We start from the raw sequence: 24,038 nt of genomic DNA, 5'->3' as shown, positions 1-24,038 counted from the left end.
GCACCGACGTGGCGCGGCCAGACGGAGTTCTGCGATGGTCATCGATGCTTTTCTGCTTTCGCGCATCCAGTTCGCCTTCACCATCTCGTTCCACATCATCTTCCCGGCCTTCACGATCGGGCTTTCGGCCTATATCGCGACGCTGCTCGGGCTGTGGCTGAAGACGGGCGATCCGAAATTCCATCTGCTGGCCCGGTTCTGGACCAAGATCTTTGCCGTCTCCTTCGCGATGGGCGTGGTCTCCGGCATCGTGTTGTCCTATCAGATCGGCACGAACTGGAGCCGCTTCTCGGTCGTGGTCGGCAATGTCGTCGGCCCGCTGCTGGGCTATGAGGTTCTGACCGCGTTCTTCCTGGAGGCATCCTTCCTCGGCGTGATGCTGTTCGGCTGGAAGCGGGTTCCGCCCTGGCTGCATTTCCTCTCGGCGGTGATCGTCGCCGGCGGCACGGCCATGTCGGGCTTCTGGATTCTCTCGGCCAATAGCTGGATGCAATATCCGGTCGGGCACGAGGTCCGCGACGGCATCGCCTACCCGGTCGACTGGATGAAGATCGTCTTCAACCCGACCTTTCCCTTGCGCTTCGCGCATATGATGACGGCGGCCTATCTCACCACAGCCTTCGTCGTGCTGGCGACGGGTGCGCGCCATCTCCTTGCAGGGCATCGCACCGAATCGGCCAAGACGATGGTCCGCATGGCGATCCTGATGATCGCGCTGACCGCACCGCTGCAGGCGCTGATCGGCGATTTCCACGGCAGGCAGACCGCGATCTACCAGCCGGCCAAGCTCGCCGCGATCGAGGCCCATTGGGATTCCTCGAAACCCGGCGCGCTCGTCCTCTTCGCCTGGCCGGACGAGAAGGCCGAGCTCAACCGGTTCGAGATATCGATCCCCGGCGTCGCCAGCCTGCTGACCCATGGCAGCATGGACGCGCTGTTCCCGAGCCTGAAAGATTTCAAGGTCGAGGACAGGCCGCCTGTGCTGATCCCCTTCTTCGCCTTCCGCGTGATGGTCGGCATCGGCACGCTGATGATCCTGTTCGGCTGGGCCGGCGTCTTCCTGTGGAAGCGCGGCACCGTGTTCGAATCGCGCCGATGGCTGTGGCTCGCCCAGTACAGTTGGCCGGCCGGCTTCGTCGCCATCCTCTCCGGCTGGTTCGTGACCGAGGTCGGCCGCCAGCCCTGGCTCGCCACCGGCATCCTGCGCTCGAAGGATGCGGTCTCGCCGATCACGACGCTCGAGGTCGCGATCTCGCTGGGGCTGTTCGTCTTCGTCTACTGCGTCGTGTTCACCGCCGGCGTCCTCCTGATCAACCGCCTCATCGACAAGGGGCCGGACGAGATCAGCCATGAGGACCCGCCCGAACAGCCGTCGAAGCGGACGCTGAAGGCGGCGCAGGCCCCCGCCGCGGCGATCTTCGGCGACGGCCACCCCGGCGACGACAAGATCCAGCCGGCGAACTGAGGAGAGCTGTTATGGAATGGTATCTCCCCGTGATCTGGGCCGGCGTGATCGGCACCGCCGTGATGCTCTATGTCATCCTCGACGGCTTCGACCTCGGCATCGCGATCCTGTTCCCGACGACGAAGGACGAAGGCGAGCGCGACCAGATGATGAATTCGGTCGCGCCGTTCTGGGACGGCAACGAAACCTGGCTGGTGCTCGGCGGCGCCGGACTCTGGGTCGCCTTCCCTTATGCCTATGGGATCATCATGCCGGCCTTCTACATCCCGGTGATCCTGATGCTGCTGGCGCTGATCTTCCGCGGCGTCGCCTTCGAATTCCGCTGGGTGGCCAAGCCCCATCACAAGGTCTGGGACTTCGCCTTCTGGGCAGGCTCGACGCTCGCCGCCTTCGCGCAAGGGCTGATCCTCGGCGGGCTTCTCCAGGGCATCAAGGTCGTCGACAAGCAGTTCGCCGGCGGCCCCTTCGACTGGCTGAGCCCGTTCACGGTGATGTGCGGCATCGGCGTCGTCATCGGCTATGCCACGCTCGGCGCGACCTGGCTGGTCTACAAGACGGACGGGGCGGTGGCCGAGCGGGCGCGCCGGCAGGCGAAGGCGCTTCTGCTGGGCCTGCTCGCCTTCGCCGTGCTGGTTTCGCTCTGGACGCCCTATGCGCATCCGCGCATCGCCGAACGCTGGTTCACGCCGTTCAACCTGATGCTGCTCTGGCCGCTGCCGGTGCTGACCGCCATCTGCGGCTATCTCGCCTGGAAGCGGCTGCACGGGGCACATGAGTTCACGCCCTTCGCCCTCACCATCGCGATCTTCGTGCTGTGCTTCCTCGGGCTCGCGATCTCGAACTACCCCTATCTGGTGCCGCCCGACCTGACGATCTGGGACACGGCAGCGGCACCGAGCTCGCATGTCTTCGTGCTGATCGGCGTCAGCTTCCTGCTGCCGACGATCCTGTTCTACACCGCGTTCGTGTACTGGACCTTCCGCGGCAAGGTCAGGATCGACAGCGGCTATCATTGACGGGAACCGCCGCAGTCACCCCGCGTTCAGGAGCAGCCTGCAAAGACGACTTGAGTTCCCCGCCTCTCCCGGCGAGATTGCGGAGGAGCTTCGCCGAGGACGCCTTCATGCAATGGGAAGATTATCGCCAGTCCGATAACCTCGAGGACAGGCGCGGAGGCGGCGGTGGCGGCGGCTTCGCCGGCATGCCCGGCGGACGAGGCGGTGTCGGCATCGGCACGATGGTGGTGCTCGGCCTGCTCGGCTGGGCGCTCGGCATCGATCCGCGCCTGCTCATCGGCGGAGCCGAACTGATCGGCGGCATCGGCGGGCGCGAGCAGACCCAGGAGACGCGCCGCTCCTCCGGCCCGCCGGAAGACCAGATGGGCCGCTTCGTCTCGGCCGTGCTGGCGCAGAACGAGGACATCTGGTCGAAGCTTCTGCCGCAGCAGGCCAATACCCGCTACCAGCCGCCCCGGCTCGTGCTGTTCTCAGGCGTCGACCGCTCCGGCTGCGGCACCGCGCAATCGGCGATGGGGCCGTTCTATTGCCCGGTCGACAAGAAGATCTATCTCGACACCTCCTTCTTCCAGGAGATGCAGCGCAAGCTCGGCGGCGGCGGCGATTTCGCCTATGCCTATGTGATCGGCCACGAGGTCGGCCACCACATCCAGAACCTGCTCGGCATCCTGCCCAAGGCGAACCAGATCCGCGAGCGCTCCTCCGAGCGCGACGCGAACGCGATCTCGGTGCGCATCGAATTGCAGGCGGACTGCTTCGCCGGCGTCTGGGCTCGCAACATCCAGGCGATGGGTCGGCTCGACCAGGGCGATATCGAGCAGGCGATGCGGACTGCCTCCGCCATCGGCGACGACAAGCTGCAGAAGGCGGCACAGGGCACGGTCGTGCCGGATTCCTTCACGCACGGCTCCTCGGCGCAGCGCACGAAATGGTTCACGACGGGCTTCCAGTCCGGCTCGATGCAGAGCTGCGACACGTTCCGGAATCAGGTCTAGCGCAGCATTCGCCTTCCAGGCCCGCGTCGACTTTCATCGTGAAGCGAAATTGCAGCCGCCAGAGGCAGGGGCTGTTCCGACCAGGCCTCGAAAGCAGAACGGGCCCAAACAGGGCCCGTTCTGCTTTCGCATTTGGCGCGGAGGGCTTTCATCCAGCCCTCCGCGTTGTTTTCATGGAGCCGTCAGCTCCAGAATCCTTCCTGGTGAACGCGAGGCGAGAACGTATCCTCGTCCTCCTTCTGCTCCTCGCGCTTGTCCTCATCGCGCTCCGCTTCGAGCGCAGAACAGGAATCGTGCCGTTCCAGCATGGGTCTCTCCTTTCGATGTCTGAGGGAGGTGCTTCAGGCGACCGTCAACATATAAACTTATGCTGCAATGCACAAGTTCCCAGGCAAAATGCTCTCCGCCATGCGTAGCCGGCATAGCGAATTCGCGGCATCGCAGCCTGCCGGAGCAGCCTAGCGCGCCCGCTCCCGCAAGACCGGCAGCCGCACCGGAGCCCGCTCGATACGGCCGGCGAGCGCCATCGCCTTGGGCATGACCAGCCCTGCCGCAAGCCCGCGACCGCCGATGGAGAACGCGATTCTCTCGCGCAGAGCCGCAGCGACCCCGCGCGACGGAATCAGCGCCGGCCTGCCAGCCGCGACCAGCAAATGGCGCTCCACCGCCTGTACCCAATGGGCCTGCGGCACATCGCCGGCCTCGAACAGGACCAGCCGATCGCCTCGCGCATGGGCGGCGGCATCCCGCCAGGCCTGCTCATGGTTCGTGCGGAGATAGCGGGCGCCCGTCGCGTCAGCCGCCCGCTCGGTCTCGGGCGAGCCGACCGTGTCGGCGAGAACGGCGTGGCCGAGGAAGCCTTCCGCCACTGCCGGAATCAGCACGGCGAGCGTCGCGGCAAGCGCCTGCTGGGAACCATCGCTGCGGATCACGGCTGTGAGCATGAGCGAAATCCTATGCCGCATCGCAGCACGCCACAATCCCGCCACTTGCCTTTTGTTCTCTATATGTTCACTCTACCTGAGACCAGAATGTGCCGATTCCCGGCGCGCGACGCGGTTCGAAAACCATGCCACAGGCCAGACCCACTTCACGGCCCTTCCCGGCGGCGCAGCCCCTGCGGCGGGCCGACAGGGAGCCGATCATCTCGGCGCCGGTCGTCGCCCCTGCCGATCCGATGGCCTATATCGGTCATCGCATCGATCCCGAGCGGCGGCGCGGGCGCGGCGCCACGATCAATCCCGGCGGGCGCTACGAGACCGAGCAGCGCGTCACCGAGGATGACGGCTGGGGCTCGCTGGAGGAGTCGCCGCCGTTCTCGACCGAGATCGCCTATGAGAAGGCGCGCACCATCATCACGCGCAACGACTCGCCGGACATCTCCTTCGATCGCTCGATCAATCCCTATCGCGGCTGCGAACATGGCTGCGTCTACTGTTTCGCGCGGCCGACCCATGCCTATCTCGGCCTGTCCCCCGGCCTCGATTTCGAGAGCAAGCTGACGGCCAAGCCGGACGCGGCGGCGCTTCTGGAAAAGGAACTCTCCTCCCCCTCCTACCAGCCGCGCACGATCGCGATCGGCACCAATACCGACGCCTATCAGCCGATCGAAAGGAAGCTCCGGATCATGCGCCAGATCCTGGAGATTCTGGCGAAGTTCAACCATCCGGTCGGCATCGTCACGAAATCGGCGCTGGTGCAGCGCGACATCGATATCCTCGCCCCGATGGCGGAGAAGGGGCTGGTCAAGGTCGCGCTCTCGGTGACGACGCTCGATCCGAAGACAGCGCGCGGCATGGAGCCCCGCGCCGCCTCGCCGGCCAAGCGCCTGGAGACGATCCGCAAGCTGTCCGAGGCCGGGATTCCCGTCACGGTGCTGGTTGCGCCGATCGTCCCGGCGATCAACGAGCACGAGATCGAGCGCATCCTCGACGCGGCGAAGGCAGCGGGCGCGGAGGCCGCGGGCTATGTCCTGCTGAGATTGCCGCTCGAGGTCCGCGACATCGTGCAGGAATGGCTGCTGACGCATCATCCCGACAAGCTGCGCCACGTGATGTCGCTGATCCGCTCGACGCGCGGCGGCAAGGATTACGATTCGCAATGGGGCCAGCGCATGGTCGGCTCCGGCCCCTATGCCTGGATGATCGGGCGGCGCTTCGAGATGGCGGCCGAACGCATCGGGTTCAACGCGACGCGGCGCCGGCTGCGGACCGATCTCTTCGTGAAGCCTGAGAAGGAGAAGGCGCAGTTGAGCTTGTTTTGAGGCATTGGCTCACCAGCCTGAACGGTGGAGCGCGTTCAGGCCGCTCTGGCCCCGCGCCCCACTCTGCTGCATAACCCCGCCATGCCCGCCGATTTCAACCGCGAGACCTCCGCCATCGCCAACGGCCTGTGGCCGCTGGCCGGCATAGACGAGGTCGGGCGCGGGCCGCTCGCGGGGCCGGTGGTTGCGGCTGCTGTGGTCCTCGATCCCGCACGGGTTCCTCACGGCCTCGACGATTCGAAGAAGCTGCCGGCGTCCATCCGCGAGGAGCTTTTCGGCGAGATCATGGAGCGGGCGCTGGCCGTCTCCGTCGCCAGCGTGACGGCGATCGAAATCGACGCCATCAATATCCGCCAGGCGACCCTGCTGGCGATGCGCCGGGCCGTCGCCGGCCTGCCTCTTGCGCCGCTTCACGTCCTGGTCGACGGCAACGACCCCCCGCAATTCGCCTGCTCCTGCGAAGCGATCATCCAGGGCGACGGGCAGATCGCCTCGATCGCGGCGGCCTCGATCGTCGCCAAGGTGACGCGCGACCGGATGATGGCGCGGCTGTGCAAGCGCTATCCGGCTTATGGTTTCTCCGGCCATGTCGGCTACGCGACGCCGCAGCATCGCAAGGCGATCGCCGCACACGGCCCCTGCCCCGAGCACCGCTATTCCTTCGCGCCAGTGAAGGGCGTCTGGTTCCGATAGAGTTCCCTCGCCTCACGCGCCATTCCCGGGCGGAGCGAAGCGCAGATCCGAGAATCTCGGGCTCAAGGAGGCTCCGGCATCCGCTGGTCACGAGATGCTCGGGTCAAACCCGAGCATGACGGCCTGTTCCAGCCGAAATGGGGAGCGGGCCGTCTGGCAGTCTGCCGCAACGGCAGCCCCAAACCTTAACGTCCGTTTACGAATTTCTCTTGATTCCCAAAGGGCTAGGCAAAAGTTGCAGCCCCAGAATGACACGCATTTTTTTCAAAGCGGAAACCCGACCTTTACCCTGTCTGACCAATATCGCCCTCGTTGAAGTTGCGTAACGGTCTTGGCGTCATGGGTATTCTGCGTACCGGGACCGCCAGTGCTCCCGTCCGGATTCAGGTTTCGCGTACCGGACGGCCTGCACTGGGGGCTCGGATGAAGGCCAAGGGCCTTCCCGAACAAACCGGCACCCCTCGGGAGCTGCCGCTCGATCAGATTCTCGTCGGCGACTGCGTCGCGGCGATGAACGCCCTGCCTCCGGCGAGCGTCGACCTGATCTTCGCCGATCCTCCCTATAATCTCCAACTCGGCGGCGATCTGCGCCGGCCCGACGACAGCCTCGTCGATGCCGTCGACGACGATTGGGACAAGTTCGCCTCCTTCTCCGACTACGACCGCTTCACCCGCGACTGGCTTTCGGCCACGCGCCGCATCCTGAAGCCGGACGGAGCGCTGTGGGTCATCGGCAGCTATCACAACATCTTCCGTGTCGGCGCGACACTGCAGGATCTCGGCTTCTGGATGCTGAACGACATCGTCTGGCGCAAGGCCAATCCGATGCCGAATTTCCGTGGCCGGCGCTTCACCAATGCGCATGAGACGCTGATCTGGGCGGCGCGCGGCGAGAATTCGAAATACACCTTCCATTACGAGGCGCTGAAGGGCGGGAACGACGACCTGCAGATGCGCTCGGACTGGTATCTGCCGCTCTGCACCGGCGACGAACGCCTGAAGGACGACAAGGGCGCGAAGGTGCATCCGACGCAGAAGCCGGAAGCCCTGCTCGCCCGCGTGCTGCTCTCGGCCTCGAATCCCGGCGATGTCATCCTCGATCCGTTCTTCGGCACGGGAACGACCGGGGCCGTCGCCAAGGCACTCGGCCGCCGCTTCATCGGGCTCGAGCGCGATCCGGTCTATGCGAAGGCGGCGCGCGAGCGCATCGAAGCGGTGACGCCGCTGGCGCCGGAAGCCTTCTCGGCTGCGCCCTCCAAGCGCAGCGAGCCGCGCGTGCCGTTCCTCAGCCTGGTCGAGGCCGGGCTGGTGAAGGCGGGCGAGACCGTCCATGACGAGAAACGCCGCTACAAGGCGACGGTTCGCGCCGACGGCACCCTGCTGCTCGGCCCGGCGGTCGGCTCGATCCACAAGGTCGGTGCGCTGGCGCAGGGCCTGCCCGCCTGCAACGGCTGGACCTTCTGGCATGTCGAGCGCGAAGGCGGCTTGACCGTCCTCGATACGCTGCGCGGCGAGATCAGGTCACAGATGGCGGCGGCTTGAGCGCCGCCAGGCCTGCTTCCACGACCTTTTGCATCAGGCTCGGCAACGGCTCCTCGCCGAGCCGGGCCGGCGCCGTGAAGCGCATGCCGGCCGGCGCCTCGGTTCCGGCAGCGACGCGCCCGACCAGCACCGACAACTCCAGCGGAAAATGGGTGAAGACGTGCCGCACCGGCACGGGCAGGCGCTGCCAGCGCAACGGCAAAGGTGCATCCTGCGCCGCGCCGTCCAGTTCGTAATCGGCGCGCCATTCGCTGGTCGGCACCTCGGCCATGCCACCGAGCAGCCCCTTCGCCGGCCGGGTGCGCAGCAGGATCGCGCCGTCAGCACGCGCCAGAACGAAGGCCGCGCCGTAGCGGGTGACGCCGGCTTTCTTCGGCGCCTTGCGCGGAAAGCTCTCCTGCGCGCCGGCGATCCGCGCCCGGCACGGCTCGCGCCACGGACAGAGGCCGCAGGCCGGATTGCGCGGCGAGCAGATGGTGGCGCCAAGATCCATCAGGGCCTGCGCGAAATCGCCCGGCCGGGCGTGCGGCAGCAGCGCCAGCACGCGCTCGCGAATCAGGGGCCGGGCGCCGGGCAGTTCGTCCCCGATCGCGAAGAGCCGGCTCATGACGCGCTCGACATTGCCGTCGACGGCCGCAGCCGGTCGGTCGAAGGCGATCGCCGCCACCGCACCGGCCGTATAGGCGCCGATGCCCGGCAGCTCGCGCAGGCCTTCCTCGGTATCGGGAAAGCGGCCGCGATGGCTCTCCATCACCGCCTTGGCGCAGGCATGGAGATTGCGGGCGCGGGAATAATAGCCGAGCCCGGCCCAGGCCTGCATGACCTCCTCGGACGGGGCCTGGGCGAGCGCCTTCACGGTCGGGAAGCGGGCCATGAAGCGCTCGTAATAGGGCTTCACCGCCGTAACCGTGGTCTGCTGCAGCATGATCTCGGAAGCCCAGACGCGATAAGGATCAGGCCGCTCGCCCGCAGTCGCGCGCCAGGGCAGCGTCCGGCGATGACGGTCGTACCAGGCGAGAAGATCGGCGGCGCGGGCCTCGGAGGTCATGGAGCGGATGTAGCGCAGCCGTCCGTGGCTGCAAGCGGCTTCATGCCCGCTTGCAGGTCACAGACCGCACGCCCACAATGCAGCCATGTCCGCAAAACCACTCGCAGAGCTGATCGACGACTGCATCGCGCCCGCACTTGCCGCGCAGGGCTTTGCGGGGCGCGCGATCGTCTCGCTCTGGCCGGAGATCGTCGGCGAAAGGCTGGCCGCGCGCTCTCGTCCGCTGAAGATAGACTGGCCACGGCGCCGCCCGGCGCCGGGCGAGGCTTCCGAGCCAGCCACGATGGTGGTGCGGGTCGAAAGCGCTTTCGCGCTGGAGATGCAGCATCTCGGGCCATTTCTGGTCGAGCGCGTCAACACGCATCTCGGCTGGCGAGCCGTCGGCAAGCTCGTGCTCAAGCAGGGGCCGGTCGCGGCGCCCGTCGTGGCGAAGCCGGCAGCGGTGCTCGACAGCGAGACGGCATCGCGCGTCGAGGCACAGGTTTCAGGCGTTGCCGACGAGGGTCTGCGCGAGGCTTTGGCCAAGCTCGGCCGGGCCGTGGCACTGCGCGCAAAAACGCAAGGCGATGACACGGCTTCGTGAGCGGCGCTGCGCGCGGCATGATGCGCTCTTGCCACAATCGCGATGGTCTCTATAGCTCCAACCGATTTCGACCTTTCCGAGGATCCTTCACGATGACGAACAGGCGACAGCTCCTGACCGGCGCAGCCGGCATCGCCGCTGCCGCGCTCGCCGGCGGCACCGCCGCGCGGGCCCAGACCAAGGTGCCCGATGCCGGCCCGCTGGGCGATGTCTGGCTCGGCCCGGCCGATGCCAAGGTCACCATCATCGAATACGCCTCGATGACCTGCTCGCATTGCGCGCGTTTCCACGAGACGACCTGGCCGGAGCTGAAGAAGAAGTACATCGACACGGGCAAGGTGCGCTTCACGCTGCGCGAATTCCCGCTCGATCCGCTCGCCACGGCCGGCTTCATGCTCGCCCGCTGCAACGGCAACGACAAGTTTGTCCCGATGACCGACCTGCTGTTCGCGCAGCAGCGCAACTGGGCCTTCACAGACAAGCCGGTCGATGCCCTCTCCTCGCTGGTCAAGCAGGCCGGTTTCACACAGGAATCCTTCGAAGCCTGCTTGAAGCGCCAGGATATCTATGACGCCGTCACCGTGGTGAAGGAAGGTGGGGCCAAGGCCGGCGTGGATTCGACGCCGACCTTTTTCATCAACGGGCAGAAGCGTTCCGGTGCGCTCACGATCGCCGAATTCGACAAGATCCTGGAGCCGCTCCTCGGCAATTGAGGCGGCGGTTTTCTGCTCGCGCGCGCTCGGCGCGAGCTTGATCACAGCCCTCGTCCGGCGGAACCGCGCAGCGGTTTCCCGCAGGATGAGGGCTGAGTTGTTTCGAGTAGGCGAGGTGCAGCCATGCATCTGACGCGCCTCAAGCTCGCCGGCTTCAAGACCTTCGTAGAGCCGACGGAATTCCCGATCGAGCCGGGGCTGACCGGCGTCGTCGGCCCGAATGGCTGCGGCAAGTCCAATCTCGTCGAAGCACTGCGCTGGGTGATGGGCGAAAGCTCGTTCAAGAACATGCGCGGCTCGGGGATGGACGACGTCATCTTCGGCGGCTCGAACGAGCGCCCGGCCCGCAACATGGCCGAGGTTTCGCTCACCCTCGACAATAGCGACCGCAAGGCGCCGGCCGCCTTCAACGAAGCCGATGTACTGGAGGTCACGCGCCGGATCGAACGCGAGGAAGGTTCGACCTACCGCATCAACGGCAAGGAGGTGCGGGCCAGGGACGTGCAGCTCCTCTTCGCCGATGCAGCGACAGGCGCACGTTCGCCGGCCCTCGTCCGGCAGGGGCAGATCAGCGAGATCATCTCGGCCAAGCCACAGTCGCGCCGCCGCATCCTCGAAGACGCCGCCGGCATCGCCGGCCTGCACAGCCGCCGCCACGAGGCGGAGCTGCGCCTGCGCGGAGCCGAGGACAACCTGACCCGGCTGGAAGACGTGCTCGGCGAGATCGACGGGCAGATCGACGCCCTCCAGCGCCAGGCGCGGCAGGCGGGACGCTATCGCAGCCTCGCTTCCGATATCCGCCGAGCCGAAGCGACGCTTGCGGTCATCGCCCTCCATGACGCCCGCGCCCAGGAGGCGCAGGCCGCGCATGTCCTTGAAGAGGCCGTGCGAGGCGTCGCGGACCAGACCGGCCTCCAGGCAGAGGCTGCGAAGAGACAGGCCATCGCTGCCCATGAATTGCCGGCGCTGCGCGAGGGCGAGGCAACCGCCGCCGCCGCTTTGGTGCGATTGAAGCGCGGGCTGGACGAGCTCGAAGCCGAGAATCGCCGTGCCCGGCAGCGCGCCGAGGAACTCGGCAAGCGCCTCGCCGAATTGCAGGCCGACCTGTCGCGCCAGGAGACTCTCGGCCGCGACGCTTCCGAAAGCCTCGCCCGGCTCGCGGAGGAGGACGACGCGCTCGCCCGGGAAGGCGATGGCGCCGGATCAGGCGCCGAGGCCGCAGCGGCGCTGCAGCGTGAAGCGGAAACCGCCCTTGCCGCTTCCGAAGCCGAGCAAGCCAACGCTCAGGCCGCTTTGTCTGATCTCGTCGCGCGACGTGGCGCTCTGGAGCGCTCGCTACGCGAGGCGCGCGAGCGGCAGGACCGGGCCGAAGCCGAGCGCGGCAAGCTGCGCCGCGAGCTGGACGTGCTCGACACCTCCGATGCGAAGACCCTGCTGGACAAGCTGCGCGAGGCGCTGATCGCCGCCGAGAAGGCGCTGAAGACCGCCGATGCCGACGTCGTCAAGGCGCGCGACGCCGTCGCTTCGACACGCGAGCGCGAAGCCGGACAGCGCGGCCCTCTCGCCGAGGCCGACCGCCGGGCTCAGCGCCTCGACACCGAGATCGGCACGCTGCGCAAGCTGCTGGCACCGGCCGCAGGCGATCGCTGGCCGGCGATCCTCGAAGCCGTCGACGTCGCCAAGGGTTACGAGATCGCGCTCGGCGCCGCGCTCGGCGACGATCTCGACGCCTCGACCGAAGCGACCGCCCCAGCCCATTGGGACGATACCGGCGAAGGCCAGGGCGACCCGGCCCTGCCTGCAGGCGCCGAACCGCTGCTCGCGCATGTCAAGGCGCCGGCGGCGCTGCGGCGGCGGCTGGCGCAGATCGGCGTCGTCACGCGCGATGGGGGTGATGCCCTGCGCAGCGCGTTGAAGCAGGGCCAGATCCTCGTGTCGCAAGCGGGCGATCTCTGGCGCTGGGACGGCTTCACCAGCGCAGCCGACGCCCCCTCGCCCGCGGCGCGGCGTCTCTCCGAGAAGAATAGGCTCGCCGACCTCGAGCGCGAGGCGAAAGCAGCGCGAGAGGGGGCCGAGGCCGCGCGCCGAGCTCTGGAGGCTGTGAGCGCCGAAGCGCGACAAGCCGCGCAGGCCGAAACCGCCGCGATCGAGACCGCGAAGCAGGCCCGGCGCGGCGTCGACCAGGCGCGCGAGCACTTGGCCGCCGCCGAACGCAAGGCTGCCGAGACGCTGGTCAAGCGCTCGACGCTGGCCGAGGCGATCAAGCGCCTCGGCCAGGCCGTGTCCGAAGCCGCGCAGCAGGTCGCGACGCAGGAAACCGGGCTGTCCGCCTTGCCAGCCTCGGCCGAGTTGGAAAACACCTTGCTCAAGGCCCGTGTGGCTCTGGGCGAGGCGCGCGCCGCTGCCTCCGATGCGCGAGCCCGGGTCCAGACCTTGGCGCGGGAGGCGGGTTTGCGCGCGCGCCGCCGCGAGGCGATAGCGGCCGATATCAGCGCCTGGAAGCAGCGCACTGCCGCCAGCCGCCAGAGTGCCGAGGAAACGCGGCGACGAATCGAAGCGGCCGGCACCGAGCAGAAGACGCTGCTCGAAGCACCGGACTCCTTCCTCACAGAGCGGCGGCGCCTCGTCGCCGAGATCGAGCAGGCCGAAGCCGCGCGCCGGGACGCTGCCGACAGGCTGGCTTCAGGCGAGACCACGCTGGCGGAGGCCGACCGGCAGGCTCGCATCGCACTGGAAGGCCTGTCCGGCGCCCGCGAACGACGCGCCTCGGCCGAGGCGCGACTCGAGGCCGCACGCCAGCGCCTCGCCGACATCGTCCGGCAGATCGAGGACGGCCTCGAGACCGGGCTCGACGGCCTGCAGGCGATCGCCGGAATCAAGGCTGGAGACGCCTTGCCGGAGCCGGAAGCAATCGAGCGGCGCCTCGCCAATCTCAAGGGCGAGCGCGAGCGGCTGGGCGCCGTCAATCTGCGCGCCGAGGACGAACTGACCGAGGTGAAGGCCAAGCGCGAAGGACTTTCGGGCGAGCGCGACGACCTGACCGAAGCGATCCGACGCCTCAGGCAAGCGATCGGCGCGCTCAATCGCGAGGGCCGCGAACGCCTCATCGCCGCCTTCGACGTCGTAAACGGGCATTTCCAGCGGCTCTTCGGCGTGTTGTTCGGCGGTGGCGAGGCGGAACTGCGGCTGGTGGATTCGGAAGATCCGCTCGATGCAGGGCTGGAGATTTTCGCCCGCCCGCCCGGCAAGAAACCGCAAGTGATGACGCTGCTCTCCGGCGGCGAGCAGGCGCTGACCGCGACCGCGCTGATCTTCGCGGTGTTCCTGACCAACCCCTCGCCGATCTGCGTGCTCGACGAGGTCGACGCACCGCTCGACGACGCCAATGTCGAGCGCTATTGCGACCTGCTCGTCGACATGGCCCGCAATACGCAGACCCGCTTCATCCTGATCACGCATAACCCGATCACGATGGCGCGGATGGAGCGGCTCTTCGGGGTGACGATGGCCGAGCGCGGGGTCAGCCAGATGGTCTCGGTCGATCTCGCGACGGCCGAGCGCATCCGCGATGCGGGCTGAGGGACCAGCGGCGGGCCCAATCATCCCCAAAAACGAAGCCGGGAACGGCCGCACCCCGCTGAAAAAATGCCACATTCGGTCCCGCAATGCGGCAAGATTGTCGCACTTTGCCAGAATTTATAGATATTCCAATGCGTTAGCTATTATCCACCTGCCTTGACAGCGCCGGGGGCTGCCAATAAAGGAGGCCGTGCTGACGACGGCTCGATGCGCGGGTTTGGTCGTGGTTATAGTGGTTTTTCGCGGGATCGCGGCGTAAACGCGATCAAGACGGAGGCCCAAGACCATGTCCGAACCCGACCCAAACGCCTCAGACTCGGAGTTGCGCGCAAGACTGGGCTCCCTGAAATCCGCGATCAAGCGGGCGGAAGAGAGCGAAAAGCCGGGCGCGAGCCCGGTTAGAGAGGACAAGGCGCTTGCGGGCGCGATGTCCTCAGGCTTTCGCGCCGCGACGGATCTCGCAGGTGGCATCATCGCAGGCGCCCTGATCGGGTACCTCGGCGACCGATGGCTTGGAACGTCCCCGTTCCTGCTGATCGCCTTCCTGGTGATCGGAGCCATCGCGGGCTTCAGATCCGTCTATCGGCTCGGTTCGCGTCCGACCTCCGGGTCGAAGGGCGATCCGAAGGCGAATTGATCGAAAGGCGGCCTTATCCGGCCGCGCGACGAGGAACGAGACCATGGCGGCCGGCGGCGGAATCGATCCGATCCACCAATTCCAAATCACGAATCTCGTTGAGCTGAAGCCGCTCGGCATCAACCTGTCGTTCACCAACACTTCGCTGTGGATGGTGATCGTGCTCGGCGTCGTCTCGGCGCTGATGATCTACGGCTCGAGCCAGCGCGCGGTCGTTCCCGGCCGTCTGCAGTCGCTCGCCGAGATGACCTACGAATTCGTCGCCTCCACGCTGACCGGCGTGATGGGCAAGGAAGGCATGAAGTTCTTCCCGTTCGTGTTCTCGCTGTTCATGTTCGTGCTGGCGAGCAACATGCTCGGCATGATCCCCGGCTCGTTCACCGTCACCAGCCAGATCATCGTCACCGCCGCCTTCGCCGTGCTCATCATCAGCGTCGTCGTGATCTATGGCATCGTGAAGCATGGCAGCCATTTCTTCGGCCTGTTCGTGCCGTCGGGCGTGCCCGGCTGGCTCCTGCCCTTCATCGTGCTGATCGAAATCGTTTCGTTCCTGTCACGCCCGGTTTCGCTGTCGCTTCGTCTGTTCGGCAACATGCTGGCCGGCCATATCGCGCTCAAGGTCTTTGGCGGCTTCGTCGTCGCGCTCATCGCCGCGGGTGGCGCTGCAACCATCATCGCGCCGCTGCCGCTGCTACTGGCGGTCGCGCTCACCGCGATGGAGTTCCTCGTCGCCTTCCTGCAGGCCTATGTCTTCGCGATCCTGACCTGCGTCTATCTCAACGACGCGCTGCACCCCGGCCACTGAGGCCAGGGCAGCGCTCGCGAGAGTTCATCCCACCCCGTTAAAACCTTCCACACTGGAGATAAGACCATGGATCCTGTTGCAGCCAAGTTCATCGGCGCCGGCCTCGCCTCGCTCGGCATGGGCCTCGCCGCCATCGGCGTCGGCACCATCTTCGGCAACTTCCTCTCGGGCGCCCTGCGCAACCCGTCGGCCGCTGACGGCCAGTTCCCGCGCGCCTTCATCGGCGCGGCGCTCGCCGAAGGTCTGGGCATCTTCGCGTTCGTCGTCGCGCTCGTCCTGCTCTTCGTGGTCTGACGCTTTCGTCGACCGCTTTCTCGTCGCGCGTTCGGGCCATCCGGCCAAACGCGCGACGGTTTCCTGTCTTTAAGCGCTGAAAGGCACGCCATGCCGGTTCGATCTTCAGGGTTCGTGCGAAAAGGATGGCCGGTGGCTGTCGCCTCGTTCGCTGCTCTGCTGGCGGGTGCGGCGCAGGCTGCCACTCCGGGCCTGAGCGGCGAGAAGGCCTCCTTCCCGCCCTTCGATCCCACGCATTTCGCCAGCAACCTGTTCTGGCTCGCGGTCACCTTCGGTGCCCTTTACTGGCTGATGTCCAAGGTTGCGCTGCCGCGCCTCGGCTCCATCCTGGAAGAGCGTGCCGACACGATCGGCCGCGATCTCGACCAGGCCACTGAGATGCAGGCCAAGGCCGAGGACATGGCGCAGGCCTATGAGAAGGCCCTCGGCGAAGCCCGGAAGAACGCCCAGGGCATCGCCCAGACGGCGCGCGAAGCCGGCGCCAAGGCGAGCGACGCCCAGCGCCACGCTACCGAGGCCGAGCTTGCCGCCAAGATGGCGCAGGCCGAGGCGACCATCGCCAAGACCAAGACCAAGGCGATGGGCAATGTCCGCGATCTCGGCAGCGACATCGCCACCGCGATCGTCACCAAGCTGACCGGTCAGGCTCCCAGCGCCAGCGAGGCGTCGGCGGCTGTCGACCAGGCCATGACGCGCGGCTGAGGAGAGTTCAGATGGATACTTTCTGGGTCGGCGTCGCGCTCGTCATCTTCCTGGCCATTCTGGTCAAGTTCGGCGTGCCGAGCGCGATCGTGAAGGCGCTCGACGCCCGCGGCGAGAAGGTCGCGCAGGAGCTGGCGGAAGCCCGGCGCCTGCGTCAGGAGGCCGAGAAGCTGCTTGCCGAGTACGATGCCAAGCGCAAGGCCGCCGAGGCCGAAGCCGCCGAGATCGTCTCATCCGCCAATGACGAGGCCAAGCGCCTCGCGGCGGAAGCCGAGGCCAAGCTCGCCGATTTCGTCGCCCGCCGCACCAAGGCGGCCGAGGAGAAGATCGCCCAGGCCGAGAGCCAGGCCGAGGCCGAGGTTCGTGCCGCGGCTGCGGAGGCTGCCACCAAGGCCGCCGAGACCATCCTGCGCGGCCAGATGGCCGGCAAGGCTGGCGAAGCCGCCTTCGCGGCCGGGCTTAGCGAGGTCAAGGCCAAGCTCAACTGAGCTAGTGCCGATTGCTCGATATGATGACGCCGCGCCCGCAAGGCCGCGGCGTTTTTCTTTGCCTCTCTCCCGCCCAGATCGCTGGGCGAGATACGATGACCACGCTCGCCCGCAGCGCCTCCGGAAACGAGGGAGTTTCGGAATGATTGGCCGCCTTGTTCGCGCTTGCGTCATCGCACTTTTCCCGCTCGCAGCGTCACTCAGCCCTGCGAGCGCCTTCGAGAAAGTGGCGTTCCCATCGCGCGATCCGGTTGGTCTCGTCGGCTGGCTGGCGCGGCCGGCAGGAGCGGGCCCCTTCCCGGTCGTCATCGGCCTGCATGGCTGCGCCGGGCTCTATGCGCGCTCAGGCGAGATCAATGCCCGCGAAAGCGACTGGTCGCGGCGCCTGACCAGCGCAGGCTATGCCGTGCTCCTCGTCGACAGCTTCGGGCCTCGCGGCATCAAGGCGCTGTGCAATGACCGGGAGCGCTCGCTGACACCGGCGGGCCGTGCGAGCGATGCCTTCGCCGCGATCGATTGGCTGGACAAGCAGAGCTTCACGATGAAGCAGCGCATAGCGCTGATCGGCTGGTCGAATGGCGGCTCGACGGCGCTGCGCGTCGCCGGTGCATCGGAGGCGAAGCGCCTGCGTCATGTCATCGCCTTCTACCCCGGCTGCCGCGTCATCCTGAAGCGCGGCTGGCAGGCGCAGACGGATACCGCGATCTTACAGGGCCTCGCCGATGACTGGACGCCGGCGGCGCCTTGCGAGGAACTGGCCCGCAGCGGCGGAGCGCGCTTCGTCGGGTTTCCGGGCGCCTATCACGATTTCGACCACCCGAGCTTGCCCCTGCGCGAGCGCAAGGCGGCTTACTCCCAGCGGCCCGACGGCATGGTCACGATCGGCAGCGACCCCAAGGCCCGCGCCGAGGCGATCGACGCGGTGATGGCGATTTTGAAGAAGCCTTAGGCTGCCCGGATTACCGCGGAGCTTTCCAGGCCGACACCACCTTTGTCATTCCGGGGCTTCGCGGGGCGAAGAACCCGGAACCTGCGACGGGGTGAGTCGCTGGCAACCGAACACCTGATGTCTCACCCCGTCGTAGGTTCCGGGTTCGCGCCTATGGCGCGCCCCGGAATGACAAAGGTGGCGTTCGATATGACTCAGTTGCTGGCGGTGGTCGGCGCAGCCGGGGGGTTGCCCGCAGCGGTCTTCGGCGCCGCAGGCGGCCTTGCCGGCGGAACGGCGGCGGTCGCCTTGGGCTTGGGCTTGCGGGCCTGGATCGTCGAGGTGACGATGCCTTGCGGCGTGTCGAGCCCGTAGATGTCGTCGCGGAACTGGACCTGCCCGTCGGCGCCCTGCCAGCCTGTCAGATATACCCAGGCAACCGGCACCTGCTTCTTAAGCGCAATGTTCTTGCGCTCGCCTTTCGCGATCTCGTCCTCGATCGACTGGCGGTTCCATTCCGAACCCTCAAGCAGCCAGGCCGCGAGGTCACGAACGCCCTCGATGCGGGCGCAGCCGGACGAATTGAAGCGCACGTCGTTGCGGAACAGCGCCTTTTTCGGCGTGTCGTGCATGTAGACCGCATCGCTGTTCGGCATGTCGATCTTCATCTGACCGAGCGAGTTGGTCGGGCCCGGCTCCTGACGCACGTAGAAATAGGGGTTCTTCAGGGTCGCCCAGTTGACGCTCGCCGGGTCGATTTCCTTGTTTTCGGCACCGAGCAGCTTCATGTTCGACTTGGCGATGAAGCTCGGATCCTTCCGCATCTGCGGAATAATGTCGGCCTTCACGATCGACATCGGCGCCGTCCAGTAGGGGTTCAGGTTGACCGAGGTGATATTGGCCTGGATCACCGGCGACGGCCGGTCCGGCCGGCCGACAACGGCGAGATGGCGCTGGGCGACCGAGCCGTTCTCGACCGCCTCGACGCTGGCGCCGGGAATGTTCACCACGACATAGCGGCTGGCGAAGTTGAAGCCGTTGCCCTTGAGGCGCTCCAGCGTCGCGGTGAGCTGGTTCAGGCGCGCTTCGACCGGCGTGTTCATCGCTTTGAGGGTCAAGCGGCCGACCGTGCCGAGATCCGACAGGCCGTGACGGCGCTGGAAGTGCTTCACGGCCTCGGTCACGTTGGCATCATAGATATCGCCGGCCATGGCTTCCGGCGCGAGATCGCCGCTGGCGAGCAGGCGCTGCTTCAGCGCGACGACATCCGGCCCTTGCGAATCCGGCTTCAGGGAAGCGGCACTCGCCGGCACCTTGGGCCAGCCGCCACGGTTGGCGACATCCTCATGGGCGCTCAACGCCTCGAGAGTGCGGTCATAGGTATTCGGGCCATAGCTCGGCTCGTTGGCACGCACGAGCGCCGTCGAGGCCAGCAGGGCAGCCGCCGCAAGAGCGAGGATGGAGGGACGCGCAGACATGAAAACCCCCGGGCCGCACAGAGCGGCACCGGGGGATCATTCCGCGACATGGTCAAGGAATGCTTAAGAACCCGCGGATGTCCTCACCATGCTGACGAATGCCGTCAGCATGGCTCGCGGCCTCTTACTCCGCCGCCTTCGCCGCGGCCGGCTTTTCCCATTTCAGGACCGGCGAACGGGCGGCGCGGGTCTCGTCCAGGCGCCGGATCGGGGCGTGATGCGGGGCGCTGGTGAAGCGCTCCTTGTCATTGCCCTTGGCCGCGATGGCGAGGTCGCGCAGCGTCGCGATGAACAGGTCGAGCGCCGCCTTCGATTCCGATTCGGTCGGCTCGATCAGCATGGCGCCGTGGACGACGAGCGGGAAATAAACCGTCATCGGGTGGTAGCCCTCGTCGATCATCGCCTTGGCGAAATCGAGCGTGGAGACGCCCGAGCCCTTCAGCCATTCGTCGTCGAACAACACCTCGTGCATCGACGGATGGTCCGGGAAGGGCAGCGACATCAGGTCACTGAGCCCGGCGCGGATGTAGTTCGCATTGAGAACCGCATCCTCGGAAGCCTGGCGCATGCCGTCCGAGCCATGGCTCAACATGTAGGCCAAGGCGCGGACATACATGCCCATCTGGCCGTGGAAGGCGGTCATGCGGCCGAAGGGCTGGTTGCCCGCCGGCGCCTCGCCGCGCGACTCGACCAGATGCGGCTTGCCGTTCTCGACATGGATGAAGGGCACCGGCGCGAAGGGCGCCAGACGCTCGGAGAGCACCACCGGGCCGGCACCGGGACCACCGCCGCCATGGGGCGTCGAGAAGGTCTTGTGCAGGTTGATATGCATGGCATCGACGCCGAGATCGCCCGGACGGGCTTTGCCGACGATCGCGTTGAAGTTGGCGCCGTCGCAGTAGAAATAGGCGCCGGCCTCATGCATCGCCGCTGCGATCTCGACGATCTGAGGCTCGAAGATGCCGCAGGTGTTCGGATTGGTCAGCATGATCGCGGCGATGTCCGGTCCGAGCAGTGCCTTGACGTCCTCGACCGCGACGGTGCCGTCCGGACGGGCCGGGACCGCCTTCACCGAGAAGCCGATCAGGGCTGCGGTGGCCGGGTTGGTGCCATGGGCCGATTCGGGGACGAGCACGACATTGCGGGTCGCGCCCTCACCCTTGGCGGCGATCGCAGCCTTGATCGCCATCATGCCGCAGGCCTCGCCATGGGCGCCGGCCTTCGGAGAAAGAGCCACGGCCGGCATGCCGGTCAGCGTCATCAGGTAGCGGGCGAGCTCGAGCATCAGGTCGAGCGCGCCGGGCACGGTCGAGGTCGGCTGGAGCGGATGCACGTCGGAGAAACCCGGCAGCCGCGCCACCTTCTCGTTGAGGCGGGCATTGTGCTTCATCGTGCAGGAGCCGAGCGGGAAGAGCCCGGTATCGATGCCGTAGTTCTTCTGGCTGAGGCGCACGAAGTGGCGCATCGTCTCGGGCTCGGAGAGGCCGGGCAGGCCAATCTCGCCCTGGCGGGCATGCTTGCCGAGGCGTGACTTGAAGGGCGCCGGCTTGTCGATATCGACGCCGGTCGACTCATGATGGCCGATCTCGAAGATCAGCGGCTCGACCTGCTGGAGAGCCTTGTTGCCGGTGAAGGTGAGGTGCTCTTCATGCGAGGCCTCGCCGGCCTGGGTGGGACGTCCCTGACGGTTCAACATCACAGCACCTCCACGAGCGCCGCCACGAGGGCCGCCCGATCTTCATCGGTATTCACCTCGGTCGAGGCGACGATCAGCAGGTCGTCCAGTCCGGCCCGGGGCAGGAGCCGCGAGACGGGAACGCCGGCCAGAATGCCCTTGGCGGCGAGCACCTCGACGACCTCGGCGGCGGGCTTCTTCAGCTTCACGGTGAACTCGTTGAAGAAGCTGTCGTTGAGGACGGCCACGCCCTCGACGCCCGCGAGCGCGTCGGCGAGCTTCACGGCATTGGCGTGGTTCACTTCCGCAAGACGGGCGAGGCCGGTCTGGCCCAGCAGCGTCATGTGGATGGTGAAGGCCAGCACGCAGAGGCCGGAATTGGTGCAGATGTTCGAGGTCGCCTTGTCGCGGCGGATATGCTGCTCGCGGGTCGAGAGCGTCAGCACGAAGCCGCGCTGACCGGTCGAATCGACGGTCTCGCCGCAGAGCCGGCCCGGCATCTGGCGGATATATTTGGACTTGGCGGCGAAGAGGCCGACATACGGGCCGCCGAAATTCAGGGCATTGCCGATCGACTGGCCCTCGCCGACGACGATATCGGCGTCCTGCGCACCCGGCGGCACGACGGCGCCGAGCGAGACGACCTCGGTGAAGACCGCGATCAGCAGGGCGCCATGGGCATGGGCCTTCTCGGCGATCGGCTTCAGGTCGCGCAGGTTGCCGAACACGTCCGGCGACTGGACGACGACGCAGGACGTGCTGTCGTCGATCTGGGAAAGAATATCCTCGCTGGCCGAGACGTCGGGCGTCAGGGCCACGACCTCGTCATTGGCCATCTCGGAGAGGGTCTCGACGACCGCGGTGTAATGCGGATGCAGGCCGCCGGAGAGCACCGCCTTGCGACGCCTGGTGACGCGATGCGCCATCAGCACGGCCTCGCCGGTGCCGGTCGAGCCGTCATACATAGAGGCGTTGGCGACCTCCATGCCGGTCAGGGCGGCGACCTGGGTCTGGAACTCGAAGAGATATTGCAGCGTGCCCTGCGCGATCTCGGGCTGATAGGGCGTATAGCTGGTCAGGAATTCCGAGCGCTGGATCAGGTGATCCACCGTCGCCGGGACATGGTGCTTGTAGGCTCCGGCACCAACGAAGAACGGCACAGCCGAGGCGGCGGTGTTCTTGCCGGCCATCTTGCCGAGGATGCGCTCGACCTCGAGCTCGCCCTTGGCGCGGGGCAGATCGACCGGGGCCTTCAGTAGCTTGCCGGCCGGCACGTCGCTGAACAGCGCGTCGACATCGGAGACGCCGATCCGCGCGAGCATGTCCTCGCGGTCGATATCGGTGAGCGGGAGATAGCGCATGGGGTGATTCCGTTTCGGGGTGTCATCCCGTGCGCGCTGCGGCATGGAATGCCGCTGCGCAGACACGGGATCGTGCGACGAGAAGGCGCCTCTTTCGGAAGACGGCCCCGCATCTGCGCAGTAGCACTGACGTGCCGCAGCGCGTGCGGGAAGACCGCGATCAGAGCGACTTCACGTAGTCCTGGTACTCGGCCTCGCTCATCAGCGCGTCGAGCTCGCCGGCGTCCTTGATCTTGATCTTCAGAAACCAGCCCTTGCCGGCCGGGTCCTCGTTGACGGTGCCGGGCGCGCCCTCGAGCTCGCCATTGACCTCGACGACCTCGCCGGAGACCGGGGCGTAGACTTCGGAGGCGGCCTTGACGCTCTCGACCACGGCAGCTTCGCCGCCCTTGGACAGCGCCTTGCCGACGCTCGGGAGCTCGACGAAGACGACGTCGCCGAGCTGCGACTGGGCGTAGTCGGAGATGCCGACGGTGCCGACGTCACCCTCGATGCGGATATACTCGTGGTCCTTGCTGTAACGGGTCTCGGCCATGGTTTCCTCCTGGCGTCGGTTGTCTCGAAAAGAGTTCAGCGCTTGTAGCCGTTCGGCACGAAGGGCATCGTCGCCACGACGGCCGGCAGCGGCTTGCCGCGCACGATCAGGTTGAGCTGGGTGCCCGGCGCGGAATGGGCCTTGGCGACATAACCCATGGCGCAGGGGCCGTTGAGCGTCGGGCCGAAACCGCCGGACGTCACGACGCCGATCACCTCGCCCTCGGGCGTCGCGATCTCGGTGCCCTCGCGGGCGGGAGCGCGGCCTTCCGGCTTCAAGCCGACGCGGATGCGGGAGACGCCCTCGGCCAATTCGCGCTGGACGCGCGCGGCGCCGGGGAAACCGCCTTCCTCGCGGCGGCGTTTCTGGATCGACCAGTTGAGCGCGGCCTCGATCGGCGAAGTGGTGGTGTCGATGTCATGGCCATAGAGGCACAGGCCGGCTTCGAGGCGCAGCGAATCGCGGGCGCCCAACCCGATCGGCTTGACGTTGCCGTCGAGCAGCAGCGTGTCCCAGATCTCGCCGATCCTGTTGGCGGCTGCGGAAATCTCGTAGCCGTCCTCGCCGGTATAGCCTGAGCGGCTGACATTCGCCTTGATTCCCGCGACCTTCATGGTGCGCGAGGACATGAAGCCCATCTCGGCAGCTTCCGGCGCGATGGCGGCCAGCGCCGCTTCGGCACCCGGGCCCTGCAGCGCGATCAGGCCGCGATGCTCGGCCTTGACCAGCCTCACATTGGCCGGCAGGCGAGTCTCGATATGGGCGTAGTCGGCGTCCTTGCAGGCTGCGTTGACGACAAGATAGAGCGCGCCGTCCTCGTCGGGATCGATCGAGCGCGTGATCATCAAGTCGTCGAGGATGCCGCCTTCCTCGTTGAGGAGCTGCGAATAGCGCTGCTTGCCGGGGGCGAGATTGACGATATCGGCGGGAATCAGCGCTTCCAGCGCCTTCGCCGTCGTCTCGTGATCGGGGCCGATCAGGAAGCACTGGCCCATATGCGAGACGTCGAAGAGCCCGGCCTTCTCGCGCGTCCAGTTATGCTCGGTGAGGATGCCCGCCGGATACTGCACCGGCATGTCGTAGCCGGCGAAGGGCACCATGCGGGCGCCGAGCGCGACGTGGCGCGCATGCAGCGGTGTCTTCAGCGGCGCAGCCGCGCCAGCGGTATCGGTATTGGCCTCGGCAGCCATGGCGTGCCCCTCCCAGAGTCAAGCGCAAGCCCCGGACGATAGTGTCCG

The 24,038-nt window shown here is 66.9% G+C and carries 23 protein-coding genes; 15 read left to right on the top strand and 8 right to left on the bottom strand.

Translation table 11 applies throughout. The annotated features are described in order from the left end of the window. Positions 1–34: 34 nt before the first annotated feature. The 3 genes from Q9235_RS11150 to ypfJ all read left to right on the top strand — a co-directional run bounded on the left by Q9235_RS11150 (position 35) and on the right by ypfJ (position 3,476). Entirely contained in the window at positions 35–1,465 is a 1,431-nt protein-coding gene (locus tag Q9235_RS11150) for a cytochrome ubiquinol oxidase subunit I (RefSeq protein WP_306227237.1), read from the top strand. 11 nt (positions 1,466–1,476) lie between these two features. After that, positions 1,477–2,481 (top strand): cytochrome d ubiquinol oxidase subunit II, encoded by a 1,005-nt coding sequence (cydB, locus tag Q9235_RS11145; protein ID WP_306227236.1) that lies wholly within the window; start codon positions 1,477–1,479, stop codon positions 2,479–2,481. Between the two features lie 107 nt (positions 2,482–2,588). After that, complete coding sequence (ypfJ, locus tag Q9235_RS11140) at positions 2,589–3,476, top strand: KPN_02809 family neutral zinc metallopeptidase (protein ID WP_306227235.1); 888 nt, start codon at positions 2,589–2,591, stop codon at positions 3,474–3,476. A 182-nt stretch (positions 3,477–3,658) separates the two neighbouring features. Here ypfJ and Q9235_RS11135 read toward each other — a convergent pair whose 3' ends face one another. Next, positions 3,659–3,784, bottom strand: a complete 126-nt coding sequence (locus Q9235_RS11135) for a hypothetical protein (protein WP_306227233.1) — start codon at positions 3,782–3,784, stop codon at positions 3,659–3,661. Between the two features lie 150 nt (positions 3,785–3,934). Beyond that, positions 3,935–4,420, bottom strand: a complete 486-nt coding sequence (locus Q9235_RS11130; RefSeq protein ID WP_306227232.1) for a hypothetical protein — start codon at positions 4,418–4,420, stop codon at positions 3,935–3,937. A 233-nt stretch (positions 4,421–4,653) separates the two neighbouring features. Between Q9235_RS11130 and Q9235_RS11125 the strand changes: the two genes are divergently transcribed. From Q9235_RS11125 to Q9235_RS11115, 3 genes are all read left to right on the top strand, one after another. Next, positions 4,654–5,739, top strand: coding sequence for a PA0069 family radical SAM protein (locus Q9235_RS11125; RefSeq protein WP_306228217.1), 1,086 nt, complete (start codon positions 4,654–4,656; stop codon positions 5,737–5,739). 81 nt (positions 5,740–5,820) lie between these two features. Then, complete coding sequence (locus tag Q9235_RS11120; RefSeq protein WP_306227230.1) at positions 5,821–6,432, top strand: ribonuclease HII; 612 nt, start codon at positions 5,821–5,823, stop codon at positions 6,430–6,432. A 339-nt stretch (positions 6,433–6,771) separates the two neighbouring features. Beyond that, positions 6,772–7,974, top strand: coding sequence for a site-specific DNA-methyltransferase (locus tag Q9235_RS11115; RefSeq protein WP_422678312.1), 1,203 nt, complete (start codon positions 6,772–6,774; stop codon positions 7,972–7,974). Here the strand turns inward: Q9235_RS11115 and mutY are convergent. Continuing rightward, positions 7,949–9,022: an A/G-specific adenine glycosylase gene (gene mutY / locus Q9235_RS11110; protein ID WP_306227227.1), complete on the bottom strand. Its 1,074-nt coding sequence runs from the start codon at positions 9,020–9,022 to the stop codon at positions 7,949–7,951. The genes Q9235_RS11115 and mutY overlap by 26 nt on opposite strands. An 85-nt stretch (positions 9,023–9,107) precedes the next feature. Between mutY and Q9235_RS11105 the strand changes: the two genes are divergently transcribed. From Q9235_RS11105 to Q9235_RS11065, 9 genes are all read left to right on the top strand, one after another. Beyond that, positions 9,108–9,605, top strand: a complete 498-nt coding sequence (locus Q9235_RS11105) for a DUF721 domain-containing protein (protein ID WP_306227223.1) — start codon at positions 9,108–9,110, stop codon at positions 9,603–9,605. A 92-nt stretch (positions 9,606–9,697) separates the two neighbouring features. Continuing rightward, on the top strand, positions 9,698–10,318 hold the full coding sequence (locus tag Q9235_RS11100; protein WP_306227220.1) for a DsbA family protein: 621 nt from the start codon (positions 9,698–9,700) through the stop codon (positions 10,316–10,318). 123 nt (positions 10,319–10,441) lie between these two features. After that, positions 10,442–13,897, top strand: coding sequence for a chromosome segregation SMC family protein (locus tag Q9235_RS11095; protein ID WP_306227218.1), 3,456 nt, complete (start codon positions 10,442–10,444; stop codon positions 13,895–13,897). 286 nt (positions 13,898–14,183) lie between these two features. After that, positions 14,184–14,534 carry an AtpZ/AtpI family protein gene (locus Q9235_RS11090; protein WP_306227217.1) on the top strand — a complete coding sequence of 117 codons (351 nt, stop codon included), beginning with the start codon at positions 14,184–14,186 and terminating at the stop codon, positions 14,532–14,534. A gap of 43 nt (positions 14,535–14,577) precedes the next feature. Further along, entirely contained in the window at positions 14,578–15,339 is a 762-nt protein-coding gene (locus Q9235_RS11085; protein WP_306227216.1) for a F0F1 ATP synthase subunit A, read from the top strand. Positions 15,340–15,405: 66 nt separating this feature from the next. Further along, entirely contained in the window at positions 15,406–15,633 is a 228-nt protein-coding gene (locus Q9235_RS11080; RefSeq protein ID WP_038360954.1) for a F0F1 ATP synthase subunit C, read from the top strand. Positions 15,634–15,765: 132 nt separating this feature from the next. Beyond that, positions 15,766–16,335 (top strand): F0F1 ATP synthase subunit B family protein, encoded by a 570-nt coding sequence (locus tag Q9235_RS11075; protein WP_306227207.1) that lies wholly within the window; start codon positions 15,766–15,768, stop codon positions 16,333–16,335. An 11-nt stretch (positions 16,336–16,346) separates the two neighbouring features. Next, complete coding sequence (locus Q9235_RS11070) at positions 16,347–16,823, top strand: F0F1 ATP synthase subunit B family protein (protein WP_306227204.1); 477 nt, start codon at positions 16,347–16,349, stop codon at positions 16,821–16,823. 142 nt (positions 16,824–16,965) lie between these two features. Then, positions 16,966–17,772 carry a dienelactone hydrolase family protein gene (locus tag Q9235_RS11065; protein ID WP_306227201.1) on the top strand — a complete coding sequence of 269 codons (807 nt, stop codon included), beginning with the start codon at positions 16,966–16,968 and terminating at the stop codon, positions 17,770–17,772. Positions 17,773–17,966: 194 nt separating this feature from the next. On the opposite strand, the gene Q9235_RS11060 is transcribed toward Q9235_RS11065, so the two are convergent. From Q9235_RS11060 to gcvT, 5 genes are all read right to left on the bottom strand, one after another. After that, a complete protein-coding gene (locus tag Q9235_RS11060; protein ID WP_306227199.1) occupies positions 17,967–19,229 on the bottom strand; it encodes a L,D-transpeptidase family protein in 1,263 nt (420 codons plus the stop codon). 124 nt (positions 19,230–19,353) lie between these two features. Then, positions 19,354–20,925 carry an aminomethyl-transferring glycine dehydrogenase subunit GcvPB gene (gene gcvPB, locus Q9235_RS11055; RefSeq protein WP_306227198.1) on the bottom strand — a complete coding sequence of 524 codons (1,572 nt, stop codon included), beginning with the start codon at positions 20,923–20,925 and terminating at the stop codon, positions 19,354–19,356. After that, positions 20,925–22,265 carry an aminomethyl-transferring glycine dehydrogenase subunit GcvPA gene (gene gcvPA, locus Q9235_RS11050; RefSeq protein WP_306227196.1) on the bottom strand — a complete coding sequence of 447 codons (1,341 nt, stop codon included), beginning with the start codon at positions 22,263–22,265 and terminating at the stop codon, positions 20,925–20,927. Before gcvPA ends, gcvPB begins: the two co-directional genes overlap by 1 nt. 160 nt (positions 22,266–22,425) lie before the next feature. Further along, complete coding sequence (gene gcvH / locus Q9235_RS11045) at positions 22,426–22,800, bottom strand: glycine cleavage system protein GcvH (protein WP_306227194.1); 375 nt, start codon at positions 22,798–22,800, stop codon at positions 22,426–22,428. A 35-nt stretch (positions 22,801–22,835) separates the two neighbouring features. Further along, positions 22,836–23,990: a glycine cleavage system aminomethyltransferase GcvT gene (gene gcvT / locus Q9235_RS11040; protein WP_306227191.1), complete on the bottom strand. Its 1,155-nt coding sequence runs from the start codon at positions 23,988–23,990 to the stop codon at positions 22,836–22,838. Positions 23,991–24,038: the final 48 nt, after the last annotated feature.

It is taken from the genome of Bosea beijingensis (assembly GCF_030758975.1).
GTDB classification, from domain to species: Bacteria; Pseudomonadota; Alphaproteobacteria; order Rhizobiales; family Beijerinckiaceae; genus Allobosea; species Allobosea beijingensis.
The sequence above is the reverse complement of the archived record's forward strand: the minus strand, read 5'-3'. Positions and strand labels throughout refer to the sequence as shown.

What these genes read in the sequence shown, in the direction of transcription:
- Q9235_RS11095 (WP_306227218.1), top strand. Translation starts at nt 10,442, where the DNA reads ATGCATCTGACGCGCCTCAAGCTCGCCGGCTTCAAGACCTTCGTAGAG.
- Q9235_RS11100 (WP_306227220.1), top strand. Translation starts at nt 9,698, where the DNA reads ATGACGAACAGGCGACAGCTCCTGACCGGCGCAGCCGGCATCGCCGCT.
- Q9235_RS11150 (WP_306227237.1), top strand. Translation starts at nt 35, where the DNA reads ATGGTCATCGATGCTTTTCTGCTTTCGCGCATCCAGTTCGCCTTCACC.
- Q9235_RS11130 (WP_306227232.1), bottom strand. Translation starts at nt 4,420, where the DNA reads ATGCTCACAGCCGTGATCCGCAGCGATGGTTCCCAGCAGGCGCTTGCC.
- gcvPA (WP_306227196.1), bottom strand. Translation starts at nt 22,265, where the DNA reads ATGCGCTATCTCCCGCTCACCGATATCGACCGCGAGGACATGCTCGCG.
- mutY (WP_306227227.1), bottom strand. Translation starts at nt 9,022, where the DNA reads ATGACCTCCGAGGCCCGCGCCGCCGATCTTCTCGCCTGGTACGACCGT.
- Q9235_RS11060 (WP_306227199.1), bottom strand. Translation starts at nt 19,229, where the DNA reads ATGTCTGCGCGTCCCTCCATCCTCGCTCTTGCGGCGGCTGCCCTGCTG.
- gcvT (WP_306227191.1), bottom strand. Translation starts at nt 23,990, where the DNA reads ATGGCTGCCGAGGCCAATACCGATACCGCTGGCGCGGCTGCGCCGCTG.
- Q9235_RS11125 (WP_306228217.1), top strand. Translation starts at nt 4,654, where the DNA reads ATGGCCTATATCGGTCATCGCATCGATCCCGAGCGGCGGCGCGGGCGC.
- Q9235_RS11080 (WP_038360954.1), top strand. Translation starts at nt 15,406, where the DNA reads ATGGATCCTGTTGCAGCCAAGTTCATCGGCGCCGGCCTCGCCTCGCTC.
- gcvPB (WP_306227198.1), bottom strand. Translation starts at nt 20,925, where the DNA reads ATGTTGAACCGTCAGGGACGTCCCACCCAGGCCGGCGAGGCCTCGCAT.
- cydB (WP_306227236.1), top strand. Translation starts at nt 1,477, where the DNA reads ATGGAATGGTATCTCCCCGTGATCTGGGCCGGCGTGATCGGCACCGCC.
- Q9235_RS11070 (WP_306227204.1), top strand. Translation starts at nt 16,347, where the DNA reads ATGGATACTTTCTGGGTCGGCGTCGCGCTCGTCATCTTCCTGGCCATT.
- Q9235_RS11065 (WP_306227201.1), top strand. Translation starts at nt 16,966, where the DNA reads ATGATTGGCCGCCTTGTTCGCGCTTGCGTCATCGCACTTTTCCCGCTC.
- Q9235_RS11105 (WP_306227223.1), top strand. Translation starts at nt 9,108, where the DNA reads ATGTCCGCAAAACCACTCGCAGAGCTGATCGACGACTGCATCGCGCCC.
- Q9235_RS11090 (WP_306227217.1), top strand. Translation starts at nt 14,184, where the DNA reads ATGTCCGAACCCGACCCAAACGCCTCAGACTCGGAGTTGCGCGCAAGA.
- Q9235_RS11115 (WP_422678312.1), top strand. Translation starts at nt 6,772, where the DNA reads ATGGGTATTCTGCGTACCGGGACCGCCAGTGCTCCCGTCCGGATTCAG.
- Q9235_RS11085 (WP_306227216.1), top strand. Translation starts at nt 14,578, where the DNA reads ATGGCGGCCGGCGGCGGAATCGATCCGATCCACCAATTCCAAATCACG.
- gcvH (WP_306227194.1), bottom strand. Translation starts at nt 22,800, where the DNA reads ATGGCCGAGACCCGTTACAGCAAGGACCACGAGTATATCCGCATCGAG.
- ypfJ (WP_306227235.1), top strand. Translation starts at nt 2,589, where the DNA reads ATGCAATGGGAAGATTATCGCCAGTCCGATAACCTCGAGGACAGGCGC.
- Q9235_RS11120 (WP_306227230.1), top strand. Translation starts at nt 5,821, where the DNA reads ATGCCCGCCGATTTCAACCGCGAGACCTCCGCCATCGCCAACGGCCTG.
- Q9235_RS11135 (WP_306227233.1), bottom strand. Translation starts at nt 3,784, where the DNA reads ATGCTGGAACGGCACGATTCCTGTTCTGCGCTCGAAGCGGAGCGCGAT.